This window comes from Catonella sp., from assembly GCF_057250765.1.
The window spans coordinates 1-17,053 of sequence record NZ_DBHIEC010000014.1 but is presented as its reverse complement, the minus strand read 5'-3'; the positions used below and the strand labels follow the sequence as shown (position 1 = coordinate 17,053).

The 17,053-nt window shown below is 37.8% G+C and carries 10 protein-coding genes; 1 reads left to right on the top strand and 9 read right to left on the bottom strand.

The genetic code is table 11. The annotated features are described in order from the left end of the window. Positions 1-48: 48 nt before the first annotated feature. Positions 49-4,881, top strand: coding sequence for a S8 family serine peptidase (locus ACO6HM_RS08280; protein WP_485390598.1), 4,833 nt, complete (start codon positions 49-51; stop codon positions 4,879-4,881). Between the two features lie 290 nt (positions 4,882-5,171). On the opposite strand, the gene ACO6HM_RS08275 is transcribed toward ACO6HM_RS08280, so the two are convergent. From ACO6HM_RS08275 to ACO6HM_RS08235, 9 genes are all read right to left on the bottom strand, one after another. Then, a complete protein-coding gene (locus ACO6HM_RS08275) occupies positions 5,172-7,670 on the bottom strand; it encodes a glycoside hydrolase family 3 protein (RefSeq protein ID WP_485390597.1) in 2,499 nt (832 codons plus the stop codon). Between the two features lie 92 nt (positions 7,671-7,762). Further along, entirely contained in the window at positions 7,763-8,158 is a 396-nt protein-coding gene (locus ACO6HM_RS08270; protein ID WP_485390596.1) for a (deoxy)nucleoside triphosphate pyrophosphohydrolase, read from the bottom strand. A gap of 1 nt (position 8,159) precedes the next feature. Continuing rightward, positions 8,160-11,207 (bottom strand): DEAD/DEAH box helicase, encoded by a 3,048-nt coding sequence (locus ACO6HM_RS08265; RefSeq protein WP_485390595.1) that lies wholly within the window; start codon positions 11,205-11,207, stop codon positions 8,160-8,162. A gap of 58 nt (positions 11,208-11,265) precedes the next feature. Further along, the gene (locus tag ACO6HM_RS08260; protein ID WP_485390594.1) at positions 11,266-11,751 is read right to left on the bottom strand and encodes an HpaII family restriction endonuclease; all 486 of its coding nucleotides are present in this window, start codon (positions 11,749-11,751) and stop codon (positions 11,266-11,268) included. A gap of 63 nt (positions 11,752-11,814) precedes the next feature. Beyond that, on the bottom strand, positions 11,815-12,531 hold the full coding sequence (locus ACO6HM_RS08255) for a hypothetical protein (RefSeq protein ID WP_485390593.1): 717 nt from the start codon (positions 12,529-12,531) through the stop codon (positions 11,815-11,817). Between the two features lie 181 nt (positions 12,532-12,712). Next, on the bottom strand, positions 12,713-14,062 hold the full coding sequence (locus tag ACO6HM_RS08250; protein ID WP_485390592.1) for an ATP-binding protein: 1,350 nt from the start codon (positions 14,060-14,062) through the stop codon (positions 12,713-12,715). 179 nt (positions 14,063-14,241) lie between these two features. Next, positions 14,242-14,823 (bottom strand): DUF1294 domain-containing protein, encoded by a 582-nt coding sequence (locus tag ACO6HM_RS08245; RefSeq protein WP_485390591.1) that lies wholly within the window; start codon positions 14,821-14,823, stop codon positions 14,242-14,244. 17 nt (positions 14,824-14,840) lie between these two features. After that, positions 14,841-16,259, bottom strand: a complete 1,419-nt coding sequence (locus ACO6HM_RS08240) for an ATP-binding protein (RefSeq protein ID WP_485390590.1) — start codon at positions 16,257-16,259, stop codon at positions 14,841-14,843. Between the two features lie 135 nt (positions 16,260-16,394). Then, positions 16,395-17,000 carry an SMI1/KNR4 family protein gene (locus ACO6HM_RS08235; RefSeq protein ID WP_485390589.1) on the bottom strand — a complete coding sequence of 202 codons (606 nt, stop codon included), beginning with the start codon at positions 16,998-17,000 and terminating at the stop codon, positions 16,395-16,397. Positions 17,001-17,053 lie beyond the last annotated feature (53 nt).

Here is a 17,053-nt window from a genome sequence, read left to right as displayed (position 1 = left end):
GTTAAACTAAAATTTGCACTTTTAACAAAGAGAAAGGAAGACAGTAAAATGAAAGTCAGAAAATCTACCAAAGCACTATCAATATTTCTTGTATTATTCTTGGTGATTTCTATCTTTCCTATGAATCTATTCGCGAAAACAGATTCCTCTTACTTGGATAAGATAGAAAAATCACTTCAAAAAGTCCCTGCTTCAAAAGAGGTCGAATTCATAGTCACCTTGAAGGCAGAGGCAGACTTAACTAAGGTAAAGCCCGAAGATGTCGTGGATACCCTAAGGGATACAAGTGAAAAAAGCCAGGAAAGTCTTATTTCATTTATTGAAAGAAAAGTAAAAGACGGAGACATATCCGAATATAATTCATTCTTCATTATAAACAGTATCTACATCAAAGGAAGGGCAGAGCTCATAGAGAAAATCGCCCGCAGGAGTGATGTAGAAAGCATTCGCTTAAATCATACCATCGTTTCTGATAAAGAAGAAATTGTAAAAAGAAAAAGCAGCCTATCTGAAGCCACTTCTTATGTTCCTTGGAACCTTGAATCCATTCAGGCAGACCGCGTGACAAAAACCGGCAAGAATATTGTAGTCGGTATTATCGATTCCGGTGTAAATGCAAATCACCCCGAACTTCAGGATGCCCTACTTCCTGGAGGCTTCAAGGACTTTGTTGAACCTTCCAATACTGTGCCAAAAGATGAGACCGGGCATGGTACCCATGTTGCAGGCACCATTTTAGGGCGAACTATAGGTATAGCAAAGGATGCAAAGCTCGTCGTTGCCAGAGTATTTAACAAAGAAGGAGAGGCAAGCGATGAGGGACTTCTTGCTGCCGGACAGTGGATACTTGAGAAAAAACCTCAGGTGGTTAACAACTCCTGGGGAGGCAACAGAGATGACAGCTTTTACGATGACATTGTTAAGAAATGGAAGGCAGCAGGAATAGTCCCTATCTTCTCCTCTGGTAATACCGGAGAGTACAATGCGGGCGGTGAGGGCTCCATCGGAAGTCCCGGCTCTTTGGAAGACTCATTCTCAGTAGGAGCATTGACCAAAGATGACAGATTGGCTAAATTTTCTCTCAGAGGACCATCTAAGCACACCAACAAATTTAAGCCTGAGATATCCGCTCCCGGAGTAAATATCTTATCTGCTGACTACAAGGGTGGTTATGTGCTTAAAACAGGAACCTCTATGGCTGCGCCACACGTTACAGGAGCAGTTGCCCTTATCTTGGAGGCAAACAAGAATCTTAGTGTGGATAAGGTTGAGGACATCCTTAAATCAACCGCCACTCCGCTAACTGACGACCATTACATAAGTTCTCCAAATATGGGCTATGGCTACGGTAAGTTAAATGTGTACAAGGCGGTGGAAGCAGCTCTTGGAAAGGATGTAGACAAGTTTGCTGCATTTACGGGACAAACCCTTATAGCAGGCACAGACAATGTCCTCCCTGCTATCGAAGCGACTACACCTAAGAAGCTGTATAACGCCTATGACTACGAGTTTGAGGCTAAGGTTTCAGACAATGTAGGCGTTAAGAGCGTGACTCTTTACTACAAATCAGGCGTGGCTGAGACATTTACATCAAAAAGCTTTGAACTATACTCAGGTAATAAAAAGAGTGGAACCTATACCGTTACCATCCATCCTTCTGATTTACCTGTGGGAAATGCAAGCTACTACATTGAGGCTGTCGACTACTCCGGTAATAAATATAAGACCGATACCATCTCAGCTACTGTTGAAACAGGCATAAAGCCGGGATATTTCAATGATTTTGAGAATGGTGCAGACGGCTTTGTCTTTGGTGGAAAGACACCTATGTGGGAGGTTGGAGTGCCAACCTATGGACCAACATCAGCACCAAGCGGTTCAAATGTAGTAGGTACAAGGCTTAAAGGCAAATATGACGGTCTTATTAACTCTTTACTTATCAGCCCTCCTATCGACCTAAGCGATGTAACAGATGATGTAGAGCTAAGCTTTAAGGACTGGTCAGAGCTTGACAACTATATGGGAGGCTTTGAAGATACAGCTGAGGTTTGGATTGGGGAGATAAACGAAAATGATTCATCAGTAGACAAAATTTCATACCCTAAGGAGCCTGCGCTGATTAACCGTTACAGCAAGCGTACCTGGGAAGAGCGCCATATCGACCTCTCTCCTTACAAGGGTAAAAAAATAGTTGTGATGTTTGCCCTCAGGTGGTCAGGTTACAGTGAAAGAAAGGCGGCTGGCTACTATATAGATGATTTCAAGCTTGAAACCCTTTCGGGCAAGGCACCTCTTCCTCCAAGTAAAGGGCTTTATGCAGAGAACTTCGTTGGCTCAGGAAAGGTGAGGGTTCATTTTGAAAAGATAAACGATCCTGCCATCACAAAATATGCCCTTTACCGCTCCAAAACTAAAGATGGCAAGTATGAAAAGGTAAAAGAACAAAAACTCTCTGCTTATGCCACCAATATCGAGGATATCCCTCTTCCACAGGAAGGCAGCTACTATTATAAGGTTGCATCGATTAAGGGAAGTGTAGAAAGTGCACTTAGCGAGGCGGTTTCCGTAACATTTACAAAGGGTGATAAGTTCAAGTTCTATGACTTTGAAAGCGGTGAACAGGGCTGGACTTCGCCTTCAGAGGCAAAGTGGGAAAGGGGAGAGACCAGTGACGATTATTCTGATGGTCCAACCACCTATTCTTCAAAGACCAAAAATCCAAACAGCCCTAACGTCTTTATGACGGGCCTCAATAAGAATGCTCTGGGAGGCAAGACCTACGAGCTGGTATCTCCTGTCATTGATTTATCAGGACTTACAAAGGCAAACCTTTATTATCAGAACTGGTACAACTTTAGCAGCGATACTTCCGACACCTATGAAATCTGGTTTAAGAATGCCGAAGGTACTTGGGATAGGGTGTTTAGCCTGAATGAGAATATGGATAATCTCAATATAAACGGACATAAAAGAAGCAGGTATTCCTGGGTAATTGACGGCATTGCCATTGATTCAAAGTACTTAACCAAAAACTTCCAAATGAAGTTTAAGCTAACTACTGCAAAATACTCCTCAGACCCGGGCTGGTACATAGACGATGTAGCTATTTTCGATACATCCAATGTTACAGAAGCATCTGTAGCAGATAATGGATTACAAGCTACAAACGAAAAAGCAGCTATAGCCACTAATAAGGCAAACGCTATAAACGAAGAAGCAGCCTACAATGCAGGCGGTGAGTATGCCTCTGATGAAACTATTAAAAACCCTGAGACTATTACTCCTATAGATATTTCAGGAGAGAGATTCACCCTGCTTGGAACAAAGTTCTATGAAGCAAGTGAAAATACCACTACCACCTCTACCATCCCTTCTGCTGCCATCGTGAAGATACTTGAGACCAATACCTATGTAAGAAGCGAGGCAGGCAGTGGAAGGTTCTTAATAAAGCACCCTGCAGGCACTTACACAGTGGTCGCATATAACGATAATTACAAGTCTAAGCCTGTTAAGATTACTCTCAAAGAGGGAGAGGTGCTTGAGCAGGACATCCTTATGGCTTCACTTGAAACCTATGGTTTATCTTTTGATATTAAAGATAACGAAGGCAACAGCGTGAAAAGTGATGTGAAGATTTATGAAAAGGGAAGCAATATTCCTAAGTACATCTCTTCCTCCAAATCAACTGTCATACTCACAAATATTCCCGAGGGTGAGTATAAGGTCATCGTTTTGGTATCAGGATATAGGACCTACGAGAAGATGGTAACTATTAAAGATAATACCTCCCTTTCTACAATTGTCCTAACCAAACTAACTACAAGCGGTGAGAAGAAAGAGATAGCAAATGATGGCGGAGACTTCGCTAATGCTAAGATTCTGGCACCTCTAAAAAATGGTGGCAGCGTTGCGGTAAAATATCATTTTGACGAGGAAGTCATCCTGAAAAAGCTTCGTATAGGGCTAAAAAGGGCAACTACAGAAAGTATAGTAGGAAAATCCTTCACATATAGCATTTATGGTGAAAATGATAAAGATGGTTATCCGGGAAACATTTTACTTGGCCCTGTTACAACTACTGTGGCATTGGATAACGACTTCACCGACATAGTCATCCCTGATTTATTTGTAAAAGGAGATATCTATGTAGCCTACACTCAGGTTGGCGAGGGCGATACTGTACCTAGAATAGCAGTTGATGAGAGCACAAGGGGAGAAGATAAGATATTTAAGCTTATAAATGGTGCTTGGTATGAAGCAGGCGAGCTTGGAATGTATATGGTGAGGATAGAAACTGAAGTAGTTTCATCTTCTAAGCAGCCTGAAACTCCACCTGTTACACCTCCAACTCCTTCAATCCCTTCAACTCCACCCGCTCCTTCTTACAATCCCGGCTATTCTTTCATTCCACCTGTGAGTGTAGCTACTAGTGGGGAGAAGGCAGGAGAAAATAAAGACGATAAAGCTGTAAACAAATTAAAGGAAATGGAAGATAAACTTGAAAAGCAGATTTCCATAATTGATGAAAAGTCTACTCCTCTTGGTGCTTTTGATAAGAGACTTAAGGTTCTGGAAAAAATTGAAAAGAAGCTAAAAGCCCTTGAAAATATCGAAAAGAAACTTAATGCCCTTGACAAAAAGGCAAAGAAGAAGGACATAAAAACCTTCATAAAGAAGGCGTATAAGAAACTTAAGATTAATCTTGGTTCCTTTAAGGTTACTAAAGATATTGATAATATTAAAATCAGTATCAAAGGACTAAAAGAAGGAAGAGATTATGAGGTATTCTTTAGGAAGATGAAGGACAAGATAAAAATCATTATCCTCGGAAAGGGCACGTATAAGGGAAGTTATACAAAAACGGTGAATATTAAGAAATAAGTAAGGTAAGCACTGACCATTGATAATTACAGTAATGTTCACGCATTTACCAAGTAAAAGTTACTATAGTGATTGTCCTAATTTCACTAAGTTGCTTTACAAGCAAAGAATTTGAGATAAACTGCCAAGATAAAGAACAGGGGCTAACGGTCAAACGTCAGGCCCCTGTTCTTTTCATTGAATACTTCTTAGTGATACTGTGCGCCTTACAGCACCTCTTTTTTTAGAGTTAATTTTTAAGTGATACTATCTGCATTTACATTACCTCTTGTTTAACGTACGTACATATTTTAGCCTATTACATATTCATTAGACTGCAGCACACATCTTACAAGTCTTGATACACAGGCCTCAAGGTCTGCCTTTTTAAGAGTTCCTGAGGCAAGTTCTGTGGAAAGATTTACCTGGTCATTTTCACAGCCCGGCATAACCACATCATTTCCTGCTCTCATACAGCCTGCTGCGGTACAATCAGGTCCATTGTGGGTGGTAGTCCAGTCTGTCATTATCATTCCCATAAAGCCAAATTCATTTCTGGCAGCATTGGTACAAAGGTCGTAGTTGTTGGCAGCGTGGATGCCGTTAATCTTGTTGTAGGAGGTCATAATGGCCATAGGCTGTGCCTCTTTGATAGCGATTTCAAAGCCCTTTAAGTAGATTTCTCGAAGAGCCCTTTCTGAAAGTATGCTGTCACAGCCCATACGGTTATCTTCATTGTTGTTGCAGGCAAAGTGCTTGATAGTAGTTCCACAGCCCTTTACAGACTGCACTCCTTCTGTCATGGCAGCAGCTATCTTACCGGTAATGAACGGATCTTCTGAATAATACTCAAAGTTTCTGCCACAAAGCGGATTCCTCTGGATATTCATGCCCGGTGCAAGCCAAAGAGTCACTCCAAGCTCTACCATTTCTTTTGCAACATGATTTCCTACCTTTTTTACAAGCTCTTCATCCCAAGTCTGTGCTAAAACAGTACCCACCGGAAATGCAGTACAGTTCTGGAAATATTGCTCTCCTTCGGTTTTGTCCGCATCAGGTACAAGGAGGCCTCCCTCAAGGCTGAACATAAATGACATAGGAACCATTTTCCCATCACGCACAAAATAATACCTGTTAAGTCTTAGTCCTGCAGGACCGTCAGCCAGCACAATTCCTGCTATTCCCTTATCCTCTGCGCAGGATGAAGTTTCTGCCGCTGAGCCCGGAACACTGATTCCTGCAGCACCAAGGGCTGATTCTTCCTGTGCCCTTCCCATATCTCCTGTAGCAAGCTTCTTTAGCTGCTCTTCAGTAAGAGATTTGACTATTTCCATCTCTTTTACTGCCGCAAGCTCTTCATTGCTAAGATATTTTATCTCTTTTACTGCTATGCTTTCAGCCTTTACACTAACTACAGGAAGAGTGCCCGCTAATCGCTTTATTTCTGCCCTTCTTCCCTCTACAAGCTTAAGGTCAGCCTTATACTCTTCTACAGGCTTTTCAGGCTTACAAATATGCATTGTTCTTTCAGTTATTACATCTTCATCTAACTCCATTAGAGCCTCACAAGAAGAGCTTTCCAAAGAATTACCCACATAGAAAGCGTATAATCCCTTCTCCAGATACCAGCCTGACTCATTCTCGCTGTAAGAAGTAAGCCTTTCAAATGGTACATCCAGTGAGAGGCATATTTCCTCGCCCGGAGAGAGCAGCTTCGTCTTCTTAAATGCAACCAGCCTTCTTCTTTCTTTCGCAAGTTTTTCATCCGGGCAGGCTGCATAGACCTGAATTACCTCACGCCCTGCTACCTTGCCTGTATTTTTAACATTTACATCAAGTATAACTCCTCTTCCCTTATCTTCCTGAATACCCATAAATTCAAGGGAAAATTCTGTATAAGAAAGTCCAAAACCATAACCGTAGCGTACAGGTATGCCAAAGCTGTCAAAATACCTGTAGCCTACATATATTCCTTCGTTATAATATTCTTCGTTTACATTGCCGTTGTTATGTGAGAATTCAGCTGCATTTGGATAGTCTCCATACTTAAATGCCCAGGTTGCAGTAAGCTTACCCGATGGATTAACAGCGCCTGATACAATGTCAGCAAGTGCATTGCCTCCCTCCATGCCTGCCTGCCCGAGATTTATAATTCCGTAAATATTAGGATGTTTATCAAGAGGGGATACATCCATAACTCCTCCCGCATTTAGCACAACCACTACCTTCTCATACAGGCTGCAAATGTCTGCAATTTCCTTTTCCTCTGCATCCGTAAGCTGGAAATCACCCTTCTTATTGTGGCGGTCCGCACCTTCTCCGGCTATACGGCTGATAACATAGATGGCGGTATCAGTGTCTGTCTTTGTAATCTCCTGATTGTTTTCAGGTAGTGTAAATGGATTGGTTGAGTAAATGATGAAAAATTCTGCTCCGTCCTTTCCCTCAGATTTCTTAAGGATGTCATCTCTCCAGTCTTCTCTTGCCTTATTGTAGAGCTTTACACTATCTCTTACCTGCTCTTCATTGGTGATGATGAAGCCTGCATTCTTAAGACCTTCAAACACACTCACGCTCTGCCTTTCATTGACATCACCTGAACCTGTGCCTCCCTTAAAGGTATTGGCGGCACCTATGCCATAGAGTGCAATCTTACTGCCTTTTTCAATCGGCAGAACATTATTCTCATTTTTAAGAAGCACAATGCCTGCTGCCGCTGCCTCCCTCGCAATCTCCATCCCAAGCTTCTCACGCTCAGAAATGGCTGTGTCTGTGGTTCCTGTAAAGGTTCTTTTTTTGATTTTTCTCATAGTGGCCTCCTGTGACTTACATTAGTTGATTATATTAATATTCTTTGTACGTTTTCCAGTGATTTTTAGGGCATAAGATGACACTTTTCCAATTACTCTTCTAAAATCTGTACGATCTCGGTGTCTGCAGGCAGCCAATCAACTGATGATAGAGATGATTGGTCAAGCCATCTTGCCGCCTCGTGTTCCTTCAATATAGGAGCTCCTTCCTCAATTTCACACATAAAGCAATCCATCGAAAGATGAAACGTAGGATAGTCATACTCCACAGTTTTAATTCTATCTCCTACCGAAATTTTCATATCAAGTTCTTCGAATATTTCCCTTTTTAATGCTTCTTTAGCTGTTTCACCCTCTTCAATTTTCCCTCCAGGGAATTCCCATTTGTCCTTAAATTCACCATATCCTCTTTGGGTTGCAAGAAATAGTGTATTACCTTTTTCATCTACTCTCTTTATTATGGCTGCTACTACCTTAATTGTTTTCATACTACACCTCACTGACTATATATTCATATATGTCATCTCTAACAGGAACATCTAATTTATATTTTATTTCAAATGCATTATCACCTGTTTTGTCCATAATAATTGGAATTGGAGCACCTTCAGCATATATCTCACCAAGGAAATAAAACTCTTTAGACTCCTTATCATCTTTATTTTTTCTTACAAAAAGATAGATTCTGTTTTCTTTGTCAGCTTCTGTCCTCTTATAAAAATGGTCTGCATCTTTGGAATGAATGGTTCTTGGATGTTTTGACAAAGCAATCATGCTGTCTCTTGTGACAAACCTGTCCTCGTAAGCTATAGCATCTTCTGCTTTATCATAATTTATAAATACCGGCAAGGTTTTTGTATCAGAGTCGTAGAAGTATCCTCCTATATTCTGAGCATTTAAATTCTTTTGCCAGTTTAACAAACGACACACATTCTCGTATGTATACTTTTTATATAAGCTAAAATCTGTATTCTTATATGAGTCTGCGTAGTTTTCAATATAGTTTTCAATCCCGTATTCAATTATCTCTTTTACCATATCAGCGAACTCTGAATTAGAATTTAACAGTGTTCTAAAGTTGTCGCTTAACTCGAAACCTTCCGAGCTTTTCTGTATGAGAACACAACTCCTATACTTTTTACGTTCTTCTTCTTTAGGAAATTCATTAGTCAGGTTTCTAAACATTGACTCTTCTACCACTGGGGGTAGTTCTTTATTATAGTCCTTTTTCAGAGTCTTTTTAAATGCATTATAATAGGCGATAATTCTTTCATTTCTTGCTATTAACTGTTTTAATAAAGCTAACTCATGTATCCTCTTCATCCCTGTTACTTTTTTTGATATGAATTCAACTATAGTCTCTTCATCCAAATTTAGTCTTATCTGATACTCATCAGAATAATATTTCACCAAAAATGCATAATAAGAGCCAAATTTATCAAAAAATTTACTTACGCTAATAGAGCCATTCCTCTTAAAATCTAAAAGGGATGGTATACGCCCAAGCCTAAATTTCAATTGTTCAAATGACTCCTTTAATAGTTTAACATCATTAGTCCTTGCACTATCAATAGACTTTAGTATTCGCTTTAGAGAAATCTCATCAAAGTTGATTGTGGAAGCCCCTGGTATAGTCTTTGTGCCTTCTAGGAGATATCTCCTTATAAAATCCTTATTGTAGCTTTTGTCTCCAGACAAAGCAATTGGTATCATATAGTTGTTTTGATAATTACCAATAAAATCAATTATCACTACATACTCCTTGTAATTGGCTTTTCTAAGGCCTCTGCCTAATTGTTGAATAAAGACTATTGGTGATTCAGTCGGTCTTAACATCAATACCTGATTTATCTCAGGTATATCCACACCCTCATTAAAGATATCTATTGTAAAGATATAGTCTAAGTAAGGCATTTGAGTACATTCAGCGGGTATGTTATTTTTTATATTAGTATTATGTTTCTCAATCTCATCATCTCTGATTTCTTTTACCAGCAATTCAATACAACTTTCTCTCTGTTTCTCTGTATTTTCACCTGTCAATACAGCAGTATAATATCCCCTTTGATTGAACTTTTTAGAGAGTTCCTTGGCCTCTTCTTTATTACTGCAAAACACAAGGCCTTTAAGTCTGTCTCCACTATAACCATAGTATTCTGACTGCTTGAGTATGTGATCAACCCTTATATCCGAAACCAGACGCGAAAATACTCTCACATCACTACTATCGTTAATTGGCTCACCATCTATTTCAATATCTGTTATACCAAAATAGTGAAATGGACAGAGCAAATCTTCTTTTAATGCATGCTGTAAACGTATTTCATATGCAATATTGTGATCAAACAGCTTAAAAATATCAAATCCATCCGTTCTTTCCGGACTAGCTGTCATACCAAACCAAAACTTAGGTTTGAAATAATCCATTATTTTTCTATAACTCTCGGAACCAGCTCTATGAACTTCATCAATACAAATCCATTCAAACTCATCAGGACTATATTTATCAAGTGTATCCGTCTTTGCCATAGTTGACATTGTTGCAAACAAAATATCTGCATCATATTCTTTAGAAGTACCCGATAAAAGCCCAAGCTTTTTTGAACTACCAAATACCTTTTGATAACTATTAAATGCTTGTCTGGCTATTAATTCACGATGTACTACGAACAGCGCTTTCTTAGGAGCTTCGCTTTTCATTGCAAATGCAGAGGCAAAAGTTTTTCCTGTTCCTGTTGCACTTATTAACAATGCTTTTTTCGCACCCTGTTCTATAAGTTCATGGAGATTATAAATAAACTCTTGTTGCATTTTATTAGGCCTTAACCTATATATGTCATAATCAACTACATCACCATTAATTGCAGTTTTATGCTGTTCCCTAATTAACTTGTCAATTTGCTTCTTGCTCTCATACCTTTTTCTATATGAGTCAATAAACTCAGCATATTGTTTTGCTGCTTCATCTTCCCAAAGCATTTCGAATTCATTAACAATGTCCTGTGCCATCTTTCCCTTTGCAGTACTGACAAGTTTTACATTCCACTCCTTATTTGTCGAAAGAGCTCCTGCCGTCATATTTGAGCTTCCTAAAATAAGCCTATGTATCCCGTCCTTTTTAAATAAATAACCCTTTGTATGAAAGCCAACCTTAGCCTCATCTACATGATACATTTTGAGCTCTATGTTGTTTAGATTTGCCAGTTTTTCCAGAGCAGATGGCTCACTAAAGCATAAATAATCCGTTGTTAAAATTCTTCCCCTAATTCCTCTTGATTCTAATTTTCTAAAAGTTTCAGCAAGTCCTATAAACCCGCTTTCAGTAATAAAAGCTACACTTATGGCAAATTCTTCACAACTATTTAGTTCTTTATCAATGTGTGTCAGCACCTTTGAAGCCTCAAAATTATCATCTTTAAGCTGTTCTTTACGATTAGTTATAAATTGAGGTTGGCAATCCTCTGTAGATTCTACCGCACTATCAATAAATGCAGTATGTAGACCAAGTTTAATTGCTGAAGTTGAGTAGTTGTCCATAATCATACTTCCTTTTATATTTTATCTTACTTACATTTTACCCTTAAAACTAGTAGTTCTAAGCCTCCTCTTTCAAACCAATCCTTACACATGCCCCACTTTTTTCATCAAAGATTTTTATAGCACTACCACCATTATCTACCTCAAAAGTAGTAATATCCAGTAGATTTTGTTCAAATGAATCCCGATTGTTGATACTAAATTCAAGAGTTTCATTTTCTAAGGTTACAAGTAAGAAGCCACCTTCTGCCTCATCAATTCTAGCCCACTTCTTCGTAGGATCTACACCTAATGCACAAAGGCAAAGGAATTTCTTCAGTTTATATTCATACATACAATTATCTTCATACATTAGTGGATTAGATTCTTGTAATAGCCATATAAGCTTTCTACATTCTTTAATCCCCGTCTGATGCATAGCAAAAAGCAGGTTATCAATAATTGTCGGCAAGCCACTATCAATCAAAACCAGATTGTGTTTGAAAATAGCTGGCTCAATTACGCAGAATTTAATATCCTCGATACCACTTTGTACGTTTTCCAATCTTTTCTCCCCCTATTTTGACACTTTTCCATATTTTAATACCAATCAGGTAGCAATACAACCCTAATTTGGCTCATATCCGTCATCATATCCACTCCCATCGCAGGATATAAACTTAAATCCATTCATCTTGCACCATTCTTCTACACAATCATCAAGATAAAAATCTTCTACAGCAGGTTCATAATACTCTTCACAGGTACAGTATTCATTAAACTGATCATCAAGATAATTCTCAAGTTTTTTCTCAAAATATTCACGTATTGCTTTCTTTTTTAAAAATGGATTTGCTTCAAGCATCTGCGCAAGTTTATTATCTTTGATCACATCTTGGGTCGGAGATAATACTATTTCTGCTTGGTAATGGCAGCCCATGCTCACATTACTCACATACCAAGTCGTAAACCCAGTCCATTTATATGTAAATTCATCATGTAAAAACTGTTTTAGTCCTTCTTTTTCTCTGCTTTTCCATTTTTTTATATTCTCTTTTGAGTACAAATTAACAAATATCGCTGCTATACTATGGGATATATCTTCATTAAAACCACATTCATTCTGTATTATTTTAGTTAATTCAGTGATATCGTTATTGGAATCCAAATACTTAGATAGACCATTTACCAAGAAACACAGTATTGCACCTGCTGTCTTTTTGTCTACAGTACCATCTTTCATCAGTTCTGTATATGTCTGATATGGATTTTTACCTAAGAAATCCGGTCCGTTGGTGTTAATAATCTTCTTTAACTTGGTTACTACATTGCCTTTCTCTTCCATAACTTACCTCATTATCAAATACTTTTATATGATACACTATGGATATCGCTCACGCATCTTGTTACTATTAAATGGAGTCAGTAATGCGTAATATTAGTCTACATTATTATTTATTATAAATACTGATCCATCTAATCACCGTGTACATATATACATCATTTACATGCTTCTGTTAATAACTCTATATCCTATACCTCCCCACCCTTATATCAGCAAACTCCATCGGTTCATCTTTCAAAAACATAACCATATAGATAGGGAGATAATTAAGCTTCCCATCTATTTTAACATTATCATTCGTGAAGATAAACGCCTCTTCAATCCCATATTCCTTTACATCTAGCAGATTGTTAAGGGCAGAGTGTTTATTGTAAGCTTTACCGCTTTTTACCTCAATTGGTAAAGATTTGCCATTCTGTTCAACAATAAAGTCAATCTCTCCCAGTTTTTTACTGTTATAATAATACAGAGGATATCCATGTGCATGAAGCTCCTGTGCTACCACATTTTCAAATACTGCGCCCTTGTTGATGTCGCCTTCTTTATTTACAATTTTTAGTTTACAGGACTTGCCATAGATTGTGGTAAGCAGACCGACATCCGATATAAATAGCTTAAATAAAGCACTTTTTTCATTAAGCATGAGTGGAATCGTAGGTTCTGTAGTATTAAATACTCCCAGTGCTACGCCAGACTTCCATAACCAGACAAAACTGTCTGATATACGGTCGTAGCGGAGATTTTTATTAATATCTGCTATCATAAACCGCTTATTTTTCTCGTTTAGTTCTGCTGGAATAAGCTCATATATATGAGTAATAATTAGTTTACGATTTTCCTCCTCATACTGTGTAAAATCCAGCTTATACTGTTCTATAATAGCCCTGTGTTCTTCCATTACTTCATCTATATTTTCAGTATTACGATACCTTTCAACCGCCGCAGGCATGCCTCCAATTATCATATAGATATTAAACATTTCCATAATTTTATTATGGATAATCTCATCTACCTTCGTTTTGGTTACAAAGCAATTTCGCAGGTTATTTATAATAGTCTCGTCAACGCTAAATATCTGCAAGAACTCTTCAAAATCCATAGGATACATATTTAGAGTCTGCAAATACCCAACAGGTGCTGATTTGAGATTAACTATTTCTACTCCAAGTAATGAGCCTGATAAAATATATCTAAACCTTTTATCTTCCACGAGGAATTTAATCTTGGTCACAATTTCTTTATATCTTTGTATTTCATCAAAAAAGAAAATGGTCTTTCCCGGAATTATCTTCTTCTCACTGTATAATGACAGCTTTATTATCAGGTCATCTATTCCTGTTGAATCTCTCAAAATCTCCACAAGTTCAGGCTGATTAATAAGATTAAATTCAATATATTCGCATTCATTTCTCTTCAAGCATTCACGAATAATAAATGTCTTTCCCGCCTGGCGTACTCCGTACACAAGGAGGGCTTTCTCACTATTATCAAGCCATTTTTCTATATCTTTTTCAATTTTTCTCTTTAGCATAATATTCCTCCACACCACTTTGTGCGTTTTCTGGTATTATTATACTCTAATTCTGTGCGTTTTCCAATACTTTTATCCCCCTATTTTGACACTTTTCTATTTTTATTGCGCCAATCAGGCAACAATGCAGCTCTTATTTTGCTCACATTCACCATTCCGTGTCTGCTTTTATATTAGCATCACCCTCTAATATTCATCACGAAAAACACCACCACTGCCTGCATTATCATAATAAGCGGTACTCCTACAGTGAAATAGTCCACCTTAGTCTTATGCCTTAAAGTGTACATTCCAAGTAAGGCTCCTGCTGAACCTCCTACAAAGGCAAGCCCCAGTAGTGTAATTATCCTTATTCGTCTCTTGCCTTTTATAGCGTGAAGCTTATCAATAGCAAAGGCTAAAAAGGTAATAACATTTATAATTCCCAAATAAATCATAAGAATTTTATTCCTGCCAAAAAACTCCCAGAAGGCAATATTTATCTCTTCTCCATGGAAGCCCTTGATAAATAGCATGGCTATAATCTGAATTATTAGCACACAGATTATAAACACCCTAGACATCATATTTTCCTTGACTGACTTTCTGTCAAACAACACTATGAAAATAAATATTACGAGTGAGCCACCCGCCAGTGCAAGTAGTGTTAAAATCACATCTATGTTGGCAGACTTGGTATATTTATAAAGCAGGAAATTTATAAAATACATAAGGAAGCCTATGATATTTATTGCTATCAAATATTTTTCAATTGTATTCAAGCTTATCCCCCTACTTATCAGTGATAAATATCTTTAAGTGCTATCAGTTCAAGCTTTTCATCACTAAAAGTGTCAAACCAATCTGTAAAACCTGATAGAGAGAATAAAATTAGTTTTACTACTTTGTATTTTGCAGGTATCACTTTTATTCTCCGCAGTAAAGTGTCATATATAGCTTTATCTACTTTCTCATTCTTAAATTTACACTCACCTATTACTGCTTTTTTTTCAAGTTCTGAGAGTGCGACCACATCAATATCCGCGGATTGTACTGCTTTCTCACCATTATCAGTTATTACTGTCTCCGTTCCCCACCAGCTGCCTACTGTAGTAATAAAGCAATCAAAACTTCCTGTAATTCCCTGCTTCAAAGTATAGTATTTACACATATCTTCAAATACCTGTCCCATATATGTGTGTATAGTAGGTTTAACCACCTTATTATAATACAATTCTCCCTGCCCCATCTCTATCACGCTAACGGCCTTAGGGATAAATTTATACCAAAACTTAAACATATAGTCTTTCAAGACATATTGCGTTTTTTTCTTGTTCTTTTCTTCGGTGATGCATTTTTTCTTTTCCACCAAGCCAACAGCTATTAATTTTTCGATGGAGTACAAAATGGTTGGCTCCTTCTCACCTATCTTATTAGCTATCACATTAATGGTATTGCTGCCTGATGCAATCTGCTCGATTATGTTATTAACAAGCGTTATATCTGAAAATTCCTGTATGAGTAGATTTCTGGTTTCATCATACATATATCCGTTTGTTCTAAAGAACAGGCTTATTATATTTTCATCAATATTTTTTGACGGATCAATCATTGATAAATACTTTGCCACTCCTCCTGTGATTCCATAGCATACTGCTTTATCTTTATATGAATAGTCAGGGACAAATTTTGCTGAATCAAGATAATCAAAAGCTTCCAGTTTAATCTGTGAATCTCTTCTGCCAAACAGCGGGCTCTTTTCACTAAGTACTTTATTTTCCATAAAGCTTAACGCAGAACCACAGAGTATTATTTTCAGATTTTTATCCTTCCAGACTGTATCGATATACTTCTGTAAGACAGAAAGCAGAGCTTCATCTTTTTCAGCCCAATAAGGCAGCTCATCTATTACCAGTAATAGTTTTTCCTCTGTCATATTCCTGTCAATAAAGTCAAATACAGCCTCATCTGTGTGAAAGCTGATATTTTCGATACCTTCAAAGAACATCTCTGCTACCTGCTTTGAAAACAACTCCAGATTTCTCTCCTTACCAACCTTGGTTGCAGTATAAAAAATCACTTTTTTATCTTTTATAAATTCCGTGATTAAGGTAGATTTACCTATACGCCTACGTCCATATATTACAGCAAGGCCAACTCCCGGTTTCCTGTAAAATTCATCTAAATAAGCTAATTCCTTCTCTCTTCCTATAAACATATCTGTACCCTCGTATTTAGTTCAAATCAGTTTTATTAAAATCAATTTGAACTAAATATATCATGTTTTTTCATATTCTTCAAGCCCATAAGGCTATCTCTCACATTATCCCACGATGCAAAAAGCAGTTTGGAATCACACCTTTGGAGTACAGGACTCAGTCTCCTCCATGATATTTTCAACCAACTCTGTAAGACTTCCTGTCATGTACACCACCTCATCAGGATCATGGATGTAGCAGATAATCTGCCCTTCCTTCCCCTTTACCCCCGGGTCAAAGTCAAGCATAAGATAGCAGCTGTCACAGTATTCTGCAAAAGGAAACCATTTTTTATTGAAAAGATAAGGCTTTATCCTTTCATCCTTCATTTTCTCAATATCTTCTTTAGTAAAATAATCAGGAAAATCTGTTAAAAGTGCATCCTTATTTTGAAAATATCCCTTTGACTTCTCTACCTGCTCAAGGCTCATAAGGTTAAATGCCATATCTCTTTCACCAATAATACAAGGAAAGAGAGCGAAAAACTTACTTCCGTTTTTATACCTATAGAGCTCTTTTACATCCTCTGGCAGGCTTATCCCAAACTTCTCCTCAAAGTTCTTTATATCTTCATCTGTTGCTCCACAGATTTCTTCATAATCATCTATATAACCCTCTTCAACAGGATCATCCATATCCAGTTCCTCAAAATTCTCGCAAATGTAGTCTGCTATCTTTTTTAATTTATCTTCTATCTTCATAGTTTCACCCTTGTAATATTTATTCGTATTCTCCCTCAACTATGTTTTGCATA

What these genes read in the sequence shown, in the direction of transcription:
- ACO6HM_RS08280 (WP_485390598.1), top strand. Translation starts at nt 49, where the DNA reads ATGAAAGTCAGAAAATCTACCAAAGCACTATCAATATTTCTTGTATTA.
- ACO6HM_RS08275 (WP_485390597.1), bottom strand. Translation starts at nt 7,670, where the DNA reads ATGAGAAAAATCAAAAAAAGAACCTTTACAGGAACCACAGACACAGCC.
- ACO6HM_RS08270 (WP_485390596.1), bottom strand. Translation starts at nt 8,158, where the DNA reads ATGAAAACAATTAAGGTAGTAGCAGCCATAATAAAGAGAGTAGATGAA.
- ACO6HM_RS08265 (WP_485390595.1), bottom strand. Translation starts at nt 11,207, where the DNA reads ATGGACAACTACTCAACTTCAGCAATTAAACTTGGTCTACATACTGCA.
- ACO6HM_RS08255 (WP_485390593.1), bottom strand. Translation starts at nt 12,531, where the DNA reads ATGGAAGAGAAAGGCAATGTAGTAACCAAGTTAAAGAAGATTATTAAC.
- ACO6HM_RS08250 (WP_485390592.1), bottom strand. Translation starts at nt 14,062, where the DNA reads ATGCTAAAGAGAAAAATTGAAAAAGATATAGAAAAATGGCTTGATAAT.
- ACO6HM_RS08240 (WP_485390590.1), bottom strand. Translation starts at nt 16,259, where the DNA reads ATGTTTATAGGAAGAGAGAAGGAATTAGCTTATTTAGATGAATTTTAC.
- ACO6HM_RS08235 (WP_485390589.1), bottom strand. Translation starts at nt 17,000, where the DNA reads ATGAAGATAGAAGATAAATTAAAAAAGATAGCAGACTACATTTGCGAG.